Below are 12,633 nucleotides of genomic sequence, written 5' to 3' on the forward strand. Positions count from 1 at the left end.
GAAACGCCATGGATCGCCTGAAACGGTTTCTTCCCCTCATTCTTCTGGCCTGCGTCATCGCCCTGATCTTCGGCATGGGCTGGAACCGCTATCTGTCGCTCGACACCCTGCGCGACCACGGCGACGAGCTGCGCGCCTTCACGGCCCAGAACTATCTGCTGGCCCTGCTGGTGTTGATGGCGGTGTTCGCCACGGCGACCGCCAGCGTGGTGCCCGGCGTCTTCTTCGTGACCATCACGGCCGGCTATCTGTTCGGCCCATGGGTCGGCGGGGTCTCGACCTCCATCGCCGCCACCGTCGGTGCCCTGATCGTCTATGCGGTCGCCCGCTCGGCCCTTGGCGAGGACCTGCGTCGCAAGGCGGAACGCGACAAGGGGATGCTGAAGACGGTTTGCGCCGCCATCGACAAGGACACCTTCTGGTATGTTCTGGCCTCGCGTCTTGCTGTTGTCGTGCCCTTCCACATGATCAATATCGCCGCCGGGATCATGTCCGTGCGGCTGGTCCCCTATACCGTCGCCACGGTCATCGGCCTGCTGCCGGCTCACATCATCTACTGCTGGATCGGGGCGCGGCTGAACCAGCTGCTGGCCGAGAACCCCAACCCCGACATCCAGGCCCTGTTCGGCCAGTTCTGGGCCCCGATGGCGGGCGTCTTCGTGCTGGCCGTGGTCCTGCCTCTCATCCTGAAGACGATCCAGGCGCGCCTGCCCGGAGCCGCGACGCCGTGAGGCCGCCCCGGGTCATTCCGCGCGACCTGTTCGACCGGCTGCGGCCGCCTGCGGACTGGCGCGAGCGGCTGAAGCTCCAGGCGCCCGACGGCCTGTCGTCGCGGCTGCTGCTGCTGACCGTGCTGTTCACCGTGGCGGTGCAGGCTTTGATCCTGGGGCCCAATGCGGCGACCTTCCACGAGCGCTGGCTGCTGGACCGGCTCCAGGCCGCCGAACTGGCCTCCGTGGGGGTCGAAGCCCTGCCCTACAGCGCCGTGGACGATCAGACGGCGGAACAGCTGCTGCGCATCGGCGGGGTGTCGGCGGTGGCGATCAGCGACCAGGGCGTCATGCGCCAGCTGTTGCAGGCCCCGAACCTGGTCCGCGCGCCCGATTTCATCGACCTGAGAGGGCGCAGCTCCGGGTCGAAGCTGCTGGATCCGGTCCGGACCCTGTTCGGCCATCCCGACCGGTCGATCCGGGCGCGGGCAGCTCCCCGTTATCGCTCCGGCGACTTCATCGACGTGGTCGCGCCGGCCGAGCCTTTGAAGATCGAACTGCGCGCCTTCCTGCTCAACAGTCTTCTGGTGTCCATCATCATCTCGGTGGTCGCGGGCGGGCTGCTCTACGCCGGTCTCGCCTTCCTGGTGCTGCAGCCCCTGCGGCGGGTAACCCGCTCCATCGAAGGCTTCGCCGCCGATCCCCGGACCGTCGCCCCGACCCCCTCCGACCGCCATGACGAGATTGGCCGGGTCGAACGCGAACTGGCCGTCATGCAGGAGGAGGTGCGTCAGGCGCTGCGCTCCCGCTCGCGTCTCGTGGCGCTGGGCGAGGCGGTGGCCAAGATCAACCACGACCTGCGCAACATGCTGACCTCGGCCCAGATCGCCTCGGAGCGTCTGGCCGATTCCGCCGACCCCCAGGTGGCCAAGGCCCTGCCGCGTCTGGAGCGGGCCCTGGGTCGGGCCGCCGCCCTGACCCGCAATGTGCTGGACTACGGCAAGTCCGAAGAGCCGGCGCCGGTCAAGGATCGGGTGGCGCTGGCCCCGGCCGTGACATCCGCCGCCGAGGATGCGGGACTGGAGGCCCACGGCGTACGGCTGGTGAAGGCGCTTCCGGGACGCTTCGCCGTTCAGGCCGACGCAGACCAACTGCACCGCATCCTGGTCAATCTGATGCGCAACGCCCGTCAGGCCATCGAGGGCGACGCCGCGCGCGCAACGCGCAGGAAGGGCGGCCCGCTTGGCTCGGTCATGGTCGAGGCCTCGGGAGAGGACGGCTGGTGCGTCATCCGCATCGTCGACGACGGCCCCGGCATTCCGCCGCGCCTGTCCGAGCGCCTGTTCGAACCCTTCGTCTCGGGCGGCTCGGCGGACGGCACCGGTCTGGGCCTGACGATTTCGCGCGAACTGGCGGCGAACCATGAGGGCGAGCTGCGCCTCGTCGAGACCGGCCCGACCGGCACGACCTTCGAGCTGCGCCTGCCGGGCTGAGGCCTATTCGGTCCGGGCCACGCCCTCGCGCCGGTCGTCGGCGCCGCCGTCCCAGTGATCTCCGCGCCAGATCGCTCCATGCAGGCCTGAGGTCTCCGACGCGTTGGGCTGGAGGATGATGCCGTTCCTCGCCAGCCCTTCGGTCAGGGTCGGCCCGAACCGCGACGTGTCGGCGCCGAAGCCCGGACCCTTGGCGACGAGGTTGGGCAGGTCGAACGTCGCCTGCACCGGCAGGCCCCAGATCAGCGTCCCGACCAGTCCCTTGGCGTTATAGGCCAGGATCGCCGATCCGCCGGGCGAGCCCATGGCCCCGACCAGACGACCCTGATGATCCAGAATGATGATCGGCGACATCGACGAGCGCGGCCGCTTGCCCGCCGCCACGGCGTTGGCGATGGGCGCGCCCTCCGCCGTCGTCGGCGAGAAGGAGAAGTCGGTCAGCTGGTTGTTGAGAAAGAAGCCCGCCGCCATCCGGCCCGAACCGAAGATGCTCTCGACCGTCGTGGTCATGGAGACGGCGTTCCCGGCCGCGTCGACGATGACCATGTGGGAGGTGCCGGAAGGCTCGGCCGTCGCGTCAGGGGCGCGGAACACGCCGCCGGGCGGTGTCCCGGCTATGGCGGCGCCGGCCAGGCCGGGGGCCAGGGCGGCGCGGGAGGCGACGTAATCGGGGTCGAGCAGGCCGGCCACGGGCACGCCGACGAAGGCCGGGTCGGCGACATAGCGGTCGCGGTCGGCGTACATCAGCCGCTGCAGCTGGGCGAACATGGTCCAGGCGGCGGCGCTGGTCTCGCCCTCGGCGAGAACTGGGGCGGCGGTCGGGGTCTCGGCCATGGCCAGGAGCTGCAGCAGGGCCACGCCGCTGGACGGCGGCGGCGGGATGCAGATCACATAGACACGGAACGGACGACACAGGGCGTCGCGGACGATGGGCCGATAGGCGGCGAGGTCGGCGTCGCTCAGCGAGCCCGGGCGCGGCTCGGCCCGCACCGTCTCGACGATGGCCTCGGCGATCGGACCGGTGCGCAGGGCTTGGATCCCGTCGCGGGCGATGGTCGCGACCGTCTCGGCGTAGGCGGGGTTTCGCAGGGTGTCGCCGGCGACGTAGCGGCTGCCGTCGGGCCTGGTGAAATACTCGGTGGCCCAGCGGGTGCGCGCCTGCCCGAATGTTCCGGCGATAAAACCGGCCAGACGCGGGCTGACCGTGAACCCGTCGCGGGCCAGACGCTCGGCGTCGGCGAACAGGGAGGACCAGGGCAGGCTTCCGTGCGTCGCCTGCGCCATCGCCAGGGCGGCCACGGCGCCGGGCGCGCCCGTGGATCGCCCGCTCAACACGGCGTCCACGAAGGGCAGGGGGCGGCCGTTCTCGTAGAACAGTTCGGGCGTCGCCGCCGAGGGCGCCGTCTCGCGCCCGTCATAGGTCGTGACCTCCTGCGTCCCGGCGTCATAGACCATGATGAAGGCCCCGCCGCCGAGGCCCGAGGACTGGGGCTCGACCAGCCCCAGCACCGCCTGCACCGCGACCGCGGCGTCCACCGCCGACCCGCCGCGCCTCAGAACCTCCATCCCCGCCTCGACCGCCAGCGGATTGGCCGCTGCTACGAACGGACCGCGCGCCGGACGGGTGGCGGGGGTCCCGGCGGCCTCGGCCGGGGCGGACGCGCCGCCGACCGTCGTGGTCTGGCAACCGGCCAGCGCCAGGGTCGATGCCAGCGCGAGGACGGCGACGAGCAACGGACGGAACGGCGAATTCGACATGATCATCTGGGAGGCGACCCGAAAACACTGGCGCGGACAGGCGCCTCCCCCCGACCTAAGCCCCGCCGTCCGCCTCTCCAAGCGCCCGTTTTACAAAGGCCTCGAAAACCGGGTTGCGCCCGGCAAGACGACCCGCTAGATACCCGCCCTCGCCGTAAAGGCCTGTGCGCGCCCGTAGCTCAGCTGGATAGAGCATCAGACTACGAATCTGAGGGTCGGACGTTCGAATCGTTCCGGGCGCGCCATTTCTTTTCAATGACTTAGCGGCCCTTTGGGCTGAAGCGGGCGGGCTGTTTTACAGTCTTTTTACACCCGGTTTTACAGTCGGCATTCACGCCTTGTTCGCGGCGTCTCGGGTCTTTCTGGCCTCTCTTAGGCTCACGACCTTGTCCACGCGGTCTTGCGCGCCGTCCGCCATGCGGCGGCGATCGGCCTGACGGCGGTAGATTTTCGCTGCTCGGTCAGTGGCGTGCTCAAGCTGGGACATGATCTCGGCATCCGATCCTCCGGCCATGGCGATTTCGACGCCCCGCGCGTGACGCAGGCCGTGGATGTCCAACGGGCAGTAAACCTCCCCCTTCTCGGTGACGGCCGCGCGGACCTTTCCTGCCTGGGCCAGCCGCGCCATCAGCCGATCGATGGCCTGGTTCAACTGGCGAGCCTTCCAGGGCATGCCGTCGGCGTTGTAGGCGATCGTCATGGCGACGTTGGGAGTTCGGGCCATGAGCGCCGTGAGTCGAGGGTCTTCGCGCTTGTCACACAGGATTTTCTTCTTTTCGGTCACCCAGAACAGGCGCGTGTGAGCCGCGCCATCATCGTCATAGCCGATGGGTCGAGCATTGAGAGGGATCGCGCAGATCGTCGCCCGGCGGAAGCCGCCCCAACGTCCAAGCCCGATGGCTCGGGCGAGGCCGGGGGTCTTGCGCGCGATCGCGTCCTCAATCGCGGCCTCAACTTCGTGGTCCTCCCAAATCGGGTGAGCCTCAGGCGCGCCGTGAGGACGCTTGACCTTGGCCAGCTTGTGGAAGGGGTCGCCCTTTATCCGCACGTCTGCCTGATCGTTGACTGCCGGCGCCAGCGCGTTTTTCAAGACCTGCATCCTGACGTTCGCCGCTCTGTGCCCCCGGATCGCCCAGGCGTCGCGCAGGTCGCGCAGCCAGGCCTGAGTGACCTCGAACAGCAGGACGTCGCCGAAGTCGGCGGTCATTTCGTCGATGTGGTCCTGGCAGGCCCGCTGTGTTGATCGGGCGTTCGAGAGGAACTCGGCCGATTTGTTGTAGGCCCTCAGCATGCCGCCGATGGTGTTCGGGGCGGGCTTAGAAGCCGCCTCCTGCGCCTTCGTCAGCCGGGCCAAGATCGTGTCGACTTCTGCCTGAAGCTCCAGCGTTCCGTCGGTCGATCCGAGAGGGCCTTCGTGGTAGTCGCCCTTGCGGAAGTAAAGATAGACGCGGCCCTGCCGATGGACACGGTGGATGTATCGGACCTTGATCAGGCCGTCTTCCGCCATTTCGAGCCCCCTGCGCGGGCGCGAACTCGGTCGAGCGCGGCCTCAACGCGGGTCTCCGCGACATCGGCCAACCCCCGCGCACTCGGCGATGCGGCAGTAGCATTTGCCGGCTGTTGGGAGACCATCAAACGCGGCGGCAGTGTAGCCACCCATTCGTCGATTTGGGCACGGCTGTAGCGCACTAGGCTTGCACCCATGTCCAACGGTCGCACGGGACAGACCTTAGTGATCGTCTCGACCCCCACGCCGATATAGGCGCAGAGCTGATCGCGGCTTAGCAAGGTCGGCCAGGTCTCCGGAACATGGCGGGGATGGCCGGGCTCGAACTCCGCTCGGCGCGGTCGAACTCTAACCTGAGACCCTTTGTGGTCCGCGCGGACCCGCTCATCGAGTGCGCTGCGCGGCTCGGTCGGGCGATACGGAGTCGGCGTAGACTCGAACGGCAACCGCGTCGCGCGACGGCCTCGTTCGTAGTCTGTCAGGTGCGTTACGCGTTCCGTGAACCCCATGGTGAGGCCTCCTATATCGGGTCGAAACCGGCGGCCGCGATCTTGTGGATGGGCTGCGGTTCGCCAAGCGGGTGATGGCCAGGGTCGAGTTCCACAATGCGGTCTGGGTTGGCGTCCCGCGCCAGCTCACCTGCCAGCCACTCATCGCTGACCAGTTCCGACCGACGCTCGACCCCGTGGGGCGGGAGCCAAGCAGCCAGGTCAAGAAGGGGCCGCTTCATCACCGTCGCGCTTCCCGTCAGTCTCAAGGTTGTGGTGGCCTCCAAGCGAAGCCTCAGTGACTGCGCTCAGTTGCCAGGACGATTGCAGCGGCCGCCACCTGCACATTTCGGTCAGAGAATTGCCCCCCGGGCGCGGGGCGAACCCCTCCGACGGCCACTACCGTTCCATCGGATAGGCTAGCAGACATGAAGGGGAGCAGCTTTTCGCCGGGGGCGAACGGAACCCAGAACGGCAGCTCATTGTAGACTTCCCCGCGATGCCAGATGAACCGGACCTCCCGCTCCAGCAGCACCGCTGCTCCTTGGGGGAAGAACCCGTCAGTGTCTGGACGATGCTCGTGAACGACAAGGTTCAGCATCAAGATGTTGTCGCTGAACGGCGGTAGGGGGCGCACCGCGCGCAGTGACGCCCAGACGGGTCGAGCGCCGAAATACGGCCGAGGTGGGAAAGAGGTGGCTTCCATCATAGGTTTATCTCTAGCACGACCCATAACCACGTGTCAAGAAACACGTTTATTTTCAACTACTTGTCAAGCGCATTTTTCGACACATGTCGCCTGACTAGGCGTCGTTGGCGGCATCCATGACCTGTGGATCGGCGTCGAAATCGGACCCCATCGAGTGGCAGCCTAGGTGGTTGAATTCGCCATGTAACAATACGTTGGCGCGCATGCTGATAGGCGTCTGTCGGGACCCCGTCTCGCCCCGAAATATTATTCTCATTCAGTATGTTATTTCATATCGGGTGGGGTCCCGCCTTCAACGCCGATCAACAGAGCAGACGCCTTTTGGACTGCCGGAAAGGGTGGAGACCGGACTGTCGCTTGAGGGTGGAAGACGGCCGTTCCGCAAAGCGACAATATGCGCGAGCCGATCCCGCTCTACGGGGCAAGGCGGTCGGTCCGGTGGCCCAAGGAACCGGTGGCCGGATTAGGCGCGGGTGCCGACGGCCAAAAGGTATTCCACGTCGAAGCGCGCCTTGTCAGCGCTCCCGCGGTTCCAGCGCGTGGTCAAAGCCTCAAGCGTGTCGTCGAGCTCACTTTCGCGCCCAGCGTTTTTCGCGTTGGCGCGGGCAACGATTGTCGGCCCGTAGGAGGCCGCCATATGGGCCGCGTAGTCGGTGGGCTTTTCGAAAGCAGTGACTTCGAGATTCTCACGATCCAGCTTTCGCCAACTCACCCGATCCCCGAACAGCTTTTCAATGTGCTGCTCACTTCCCCACAGCGGGGGCGGCTGGGCTCCCTGCGGCGGCGGCGGTGCAAACGGCCTCATCGTCGCGAACAGATCGCCGACCATGCCCTCTGGTGTCCAGTTAAGCATCCCAATGGTCCCGCCAGAGCGGCACACGCGGACCAGCTCGCCGGCCACTTTCTCATGTTGCGGAGCGAACATCGCACCGATTGATGACATGACGACATCGAAGGACTCGTCTTCGAAAGGCAAATTCTCGGCGTCGGCTTCTACCCATTCCAGATGGACGCCCTCACGCTTTGCACGTTCGCGGCCGGCGTCGAACAGCTCGGGAGTGAGGTCGCTCGCGGTAACGTGCGCGCCGGTGGCGGCGGCAGGGATCGCAGCGTTGCCCGTGCCCGAAGCAACGTCGAGAATTTTCATGTCGGAACGAATATCGCACGCTAGGACCAGGCGGGAGCCAAGCGGGAGCAGGAACGTCTCGACCATGCGAGGATAGTCGCCCGAAGCCCACATCTGGCGGTGGCGCATTTTGAGATCCGAATCGGACATCGCAGACACGGTTGACCCTCCCTCGCGACCTGCTGAACAGACACGTTTAACGGACACGTTTAACGGACACGCGCAGCCGCTTCAGCATATCGCCAACCGCGACAATGTGAAACAGCTAAGGGCCGCTTTGGGTCGGACTCAGCTCTTGGCTGTCGGCCCCAAAACAGAGATTGGGGCTACCGCCGCAAACCGGACCCGCCGAAGGGCTGTTCGGGGTGGGGAGCGGACCTACGCTTGGAACGGGACCGGAGCGGCTCAGCGCCAGAACAGGTCATTGGCGTCGGGCCGAAAAGCTGACTTTGCAAACCGCCGCGACGGGTCAGGCTCCGTCATTCCCGACCTGCCCGCTTTGCGCCCAAGCCCCATTCCGCGAAACAATACCGCGAGTACGTTGAGTGCGCTCATATCGCGGTTACCGATCGGTGAACGCCCATCGAAGGCTGACCCCCGCCGTTGTCGGCCTGAGCGGCGTGACCGCGTGTGAATCCGTCAGTCGGAACGGATCGCTGTAGGCAAAGGTATTCGCCTCTGTATCGAACACGTTGTCGATGAAGACGATCGCGGACCAGCTACCGCCCTCGAGGCCGACCGACGCCCGGGCCCTTGTGAAGTTTCCCTGGCGGTGGCGTTCTTCGGCGTCGAACGTCACATAGGAGGGACCCACGTAGGAGACGTCGCCGGTCACCGTTAGCCTGTGCTGACCCCAGATCGATCGGCGATACTCCACGCTGGCGTTGGCGGCCGCGCCGGGTACGCCGGGAAGGCCATTGTCGGCACTGGCATTGAAATCCGGGTCAGGGCGGGTGATCCGGGGATCGGCGACGAGGGCATTAACGCGGATTTTGAGATCATCGCTGACCTGCCAGTTCGCCTCGACTTCGGCACCCACATCGACCCCATCTCCGACATTGACAACGTAGCCGAGTCCACTGGGCAGAAACTGGTCGCTCTCGATGTCGATCCACCGGGAGGCGTAGGCCGATGCCCGGTATTGAACGCGGCCGTTCCATGCGAAACCCCGCGAGCCGACCTCATAGTTCCAAAGTCGATCGCCGGCGTATTCCCGGGCTGGCATTCCAGGAGCGCCGGTGAACCGCTGTCCGGCCGGACCGGCAGTATTGAATCCGCCCACGCGGTAGCCTTGACTGACCGAAGCGAACAAGGACTGGAAGTCATTTAATCGCCAGGACAGCGCAAGCTTGGGCGACAGCCCGGACGCATCGCCCGACCCGGCGAAAGTTCGGCCCACCTTCCTCTGTATGACAGAGGAATCGGTGCTGTAGTCGAAGCCATAGACGCGTGCTCCCGCCGTCATCGTCAGCACATCGGTCAGATCCCACGACGCTTCCCCGAACAGGGCCAATTCGAGCAGATCGTCCTTTCGCGTCTCGCCGTAGATGCGGACTTCGGACGTCGAGCGCAGGACCGACAGGATCGTCTCGGACCGGACGTGGCCGACACTGACGAAGGTGCCAGCCAGCCACTGAAACCCGTTGCGTCTGTTGGAGGCCAGTGTGGCCTCGGCCACGACCATCGAGATGCGCTTGCCCTCGTCAAGCGCGCCAGAGCGGGCACTGGACCCGAAGCGCGGCAGGGCGCTGGAAGCGTCATAGCGGCTATCGAAACGGTGATCGAGCCAGACCACGGAGCCATCGACCCGGCCCCAGTCCTGCAGGCCCTGTATGTTGACGAACCCCTCATTGAAAAGGTTGGTGTGCGGTTCACGTACCAGGTTGGCGCGACGCAGAGCGCCGCTGCCGCGATAGACATAGTGAGTGTCTTCAGTCTGGATCGTCTGGCTGACTCCGCCGACCTGAACGGTCCAGCCGGACCCCAGATTGACGAGGCCGGAAAGCCTCCCCCCGTATCTTCGTCCTTCATTGACCCTTCTAAGGGCCAGTTCGACGTCGTTGATATAGCCGCTGAAGGTCTCGTCGTAGGCGGCGGCCCGGACTGCGGCACGCCCTTCGAACAAAGGGAGGTTTCCGATCAACGAATAGTCTCGGTTGTCGCCAGCGGATCGTGTGCGTGAGAGCGTAGTCGCGAGTTCCAGATCGGTGCTCGTCAGATCGGGGCGCCGCGTGACCATTCGAACCACACCGCCGATGGGTCCGGCCCCGTAGAGCGTCCCCTGAGGGCCTCGCAACACTTCGACCCGATCGATGTCGATAAGCCTGAGATCAGGATCGGGCGCGTTGTAGGTGATCGGAACCTGGTCGAGATATAGCCCCACGGTCGATTGCGTCTGGCCCGTGAACGCGCCGTCAGACACGCCCCTCAGGAAAATCTTGTTGCGCCCGGGTCCGAGGTTGGTGACCGTCATTCCGGCTATCAGGGTCTCTAGATCACCCAGATCTACTGCGCTCCGACGCTCGATCCGGTCGCCGAGGATCGCGGTCAGACTGGCCGGAGCATTGCGCAGGCTCTCGGGGCGGCGCGAGCCCGTTACGACGACCTCGCCCAGATCAGCGATAGCAGGAACCGGCGGCACAGGATCGACGACCGGTGTTGGTCGCGAAGATGTCGCTTCCGCCACGCGACTGATGATGACTGCTCCGTCGGATCGGATGACGAAGCCACATCCCGATCCGCGAACGACCCGGCGAAGCGCAACGTTCAGGGACATGCGACCGCGCACCGCCGTCGTGGTGCCCCGACAGGCGGAAAGGTCGCCCCCCAATGTCACCCGCGCCTGAAGCGCAACATCGAGCAGTGCGCTCTCGACCGATTGGGACGGAATGTTGAAACCTGTGTCGAGCGATCCCGTGCGCGCCGATGTCGGGCCGGATAGAAGAAGCGATCCGGCGACCGTCAGCCAGAAGACCGAGCCGCGCAGACCTGCGGAAAACGCGCGGCTTCTAGCCCCCGTCACGCACAGTCAGGCGGATTTCAGACGCGGTCCGCTGCACCCGGACGGGCACGAAACCTTCAAGTTGTGCCAGCATGGTGGCCTCGTCGTCGATGCGCAGCGCCCCCGTAAACGACAGGCTGGCCGCAGAAGGGGATACCCTAACCGGCTTGTCGAAATAGCGCGACAGATCAAACGCCACCGATTGAATATCGCTGTCGCGATACACCAGAACCCCCTGGCGCCAGTCCGAAGCGTGAGACGGATCGATGCGCAACAGCCGGGGTCTGGAATCACTGACCTGCTCGAACCCCTGCCCCGCCGGCACGCGTATGAGGCCGAAGCCACCTGATCCAGTTACGGCCACGAGGCCGCGCGCGACATCGACCCTGAAATGGTGGTCGTGGCTGACGACATTGAACGCCGTGCCCAGCACCTCGACACGTCTTTGATCGGCCGACGAGACCACGAAAGGCCGGCTCGCGTCGTGAACAACATCGAAGGCGGCCTCTCCATCCTTCAGGTGAACCTGGCGAGCCCGTCCATTCAGCCGGACGCCTATCGTCGAATGCCGGTTGAGCTCAACATGGGAGCCGTCGCCCAGGACGACCGAGCGCGGGGCTTCATCGGCCGTATAGATCACCTCGGAACCCATCGGCATGAACTGGAACCACAGGCCCAACCCGAGCAAGCCAGCGAAGGCCGCGGCGATCGCAGGGTAGACGACTGAACGGCGTGATCTCGGGTAACTGACAGCCAGGGGCACGGACGATGGCCCGGGCGCGTTGGCGGCGGTGGGCTGGCCGACACCGTCGAGCGTGGACCACAGAGATTCTGCGTCGTCATAGGCGAGCCCATGGGACGGGTCGGCCTCCAGCCAGTCCTGGAACGCCAACCAGACGGCTTCAGGAGCGTCTTCGTCCCGGAGAGCGGCGAACCACACCAGAGCCTCCTCGGCGGGATCCTGATCATCCGGAATCGCGATCATGAAGTCACTGTGTCCAGCAGATGCCGCAAAAGGCGGACGCAAGGTTTAGACGGCACCGATCGGCTGCCACCTCCCTTGCCGTTCGAGCTTCCCTGCCCGGCATCTCTCATGACGATGCCACCTCTGCCAGGTGTCGCAATGCCCGCATCATGTGTTTTTCCACCGAACTCTTTGAAATGCCGAGATCGGACGCAACCTCGCCATAGCTGCGGCCATCGAACTTGTGGCGCTGAAAGACATCACGTGTCGTCGGGCTCAGATCCTCCAGCGCATTGATGAGTCGACGGAGCTGCTGGCGCGCCGCCACCGCACGCTCGGCTGTCGGCGCTTCGTCCTCGTCTTCAATCGGCCCCGTAGTGTGGTTCGTCCATCGCCAGGCCCCGTCGCGCCGGGCCGAACGCTGCGCCGAACGCAATCGGTCGGTGAGCAGATTGGCTGTCAACCGATAGAGAAAGGCACCCGGTTCGCGGACGTCCTGACCCTCCGGAAGCGCGGCGACCTTCAGGTATAGCTCCTGCAGGACGTCCTCCACATCGACATCGCTTCTCAGTCGGGCCCGCACGAAGCGACCGAGCGCATCCCTCTTTTCCAGATAGGCCATCACAAGAGGCGAGGCGTCGAAGACGGGCAACGATTCAGGCTCTCTCGGCGGACTTGCGGCGGACTTGCGGCGGACGGTGCCGAACGGCTCGGTCGCTGTTTCTGTCATGGCCCGTCGTTTTTCATGAGGCAAGACGCAGACTGTGCCGTCTGAGTTACGGGGCCTCGTATCGCTCCGGGAACCGTTGGCGATGACGACGAAGACGGGCAGACAGTTGCGTACATCGGGGAGCCTCGCGCGATCGGCGGGCCCCTG

9 protein-coding genes and 1 tRNA gene are annotated in these 12,633 nt (G+C 65.6%); 3 read left to right on the forward strand and 7 right to left on the reverse strand.

Annotation, left to right across the window (positions count from 1 at the left end):
• Positions 1-8 precede the first annotated feature (8 nt).
• Positions 9-731, forward strand: coding sequence for a TVP38/TMEM64 family protein (locus ACP7AB_RS09635; RefSeq protein ID WP_425992315.1), 723 nt, complete (start codon positions 9-11; stop codon positions 729-731).
• Positions 728-2,203, forward strand: a complete 1,476-nt coding sequence (locus ACP7AB_RS09640; protein WP_425992313.1) for a sensor histidine kinase — start codon at positions 728-730, stop codon at positions 2,201-2,203. The genes ACP7AB_RS09635 and ACP7AB_RS09640 overlap by 4 nt, the downstream gene beginning before the upstream one ends.
• A 3-nt stretch (positions 2,204-2,206) precedes the next feature.
• On the opposite strand, the gene ACP7AB_RS09645 is transcribed toward ACP7AB_RS09640, so the two are convergent.
• Positions 2,207-3,961, reverse strand: a complete 1,755-nt coding sequence (locus ACP7AB_RS09645; RefSeq protein WP_425992336.1) for a gamma-glutamyltransferase family protein — start codon at positions 3,959-3,961, stop codon at positions 2,207-2,209.
• A gap of 168 nt (positions 3,962-4,129) precedes the next feature.
• Here ACP7AB_RS09645 and ACP7AB_RS09650 point away from each other — a divergent pair.
• Positions 4,130-4,206 (forward strand) — tRNA-Arg (locus ACP7AB_RS09650).
• An 86-nt stretch (positions 4,207-4,292) separates the two neighbouring features.
• Here the strand turns inward: ACP7AB_RS09650 and ACP7AB_RS09655 are convergent.
• From ACP7AB_RS09655 to ACP7AB_RS09680, 6 genes are all read right to left on the reverse strand, one after another.
• Positions 4,293-5,315 (reverse strand): site-specific integrase, encoded by a 1,023-nt coding sequence (locus ACP7AB_RS09655; RefSeq protein ID WP_426046137.1) that lies wholly within the window; start codon positions 5,313-5,315, stop codon positions 4,293-4,295.
• A gap of 936 nt (positions 5,316-6,251) precedes the next feature.
• A complete protein-coding gene (locus ACP7AB_RS09660; RefSeq protein WP_425992308.1) occupies positions 6,252-6,665 on the reverse strand; it encodes a hypothetical protein in 414 nt (137 codons plus the stop codon).
• A 463-nt stretch (positions 6,666-7,128) separates the two neighbouring features.
• On the reverse strand, positions 7,129-7,941 hold the full coding sequence (locus ACP7AB_RS09665; RefSeq protein ID WP_425992334.1) for a class I SAM-dependent methyltransferase: 813 nt from the start codon (positions 7,939-7,941) through the stop codon (positions 7,129-7,131).
• Positions 7,942-8,353: 412 nt separating this feature from the next.
• Positions 8,354-10,477, reverse strand: a complete 2,124-nt coding sequence (locus tag ACP7AB_RS09670) for a TonB-dependent receptor (RefSeq protein WP_425992307.1) — start codon at positions 10,475-10,477, stop codon at positions 8,354-8,356.
• A 322-nt stretch (positions 10,478-10,799) separates the two neighbouring features.
• Entirely contained in the window at positions 10,800-11,777 is a 978-nt protein-coding gene (locus tag ACP7AB_RS09675; protein ID WP_425992305.1) for a FecR family protein, read from the reverse strand.
• A gap of 106 nt (positions 11,778-11,883) precedes the next feature.
• Positions 11,884-12,486 carry an RNA polymerase sigma factor gene (locus ACP7AB_RS09680; protein ID WP_425992303.1) on the reverse strand — a complete coding sequence of 201 codons (603 nt, stop codon included), beginning with the start codon at positions 12,484-12,486 and terminating at the stop codon, positions 11,884-11,886.
• Between the last annotated feature and the right edge of the window lie 147 nt (positions 12,487-12,633).

Origin of the sequence: Brevundimonas sp. TWP3-1-2b1, from assembly GCF_049896165.1 — a bacterium.
Taxonomy (GTDB): domain Bacteria; phylum Pseudomonadota; class Alphaproteobacteria; order Caulobacterales; family Caulobacteraceae; genus Brevundimonas; species Brevundimonas subvibrioides_B.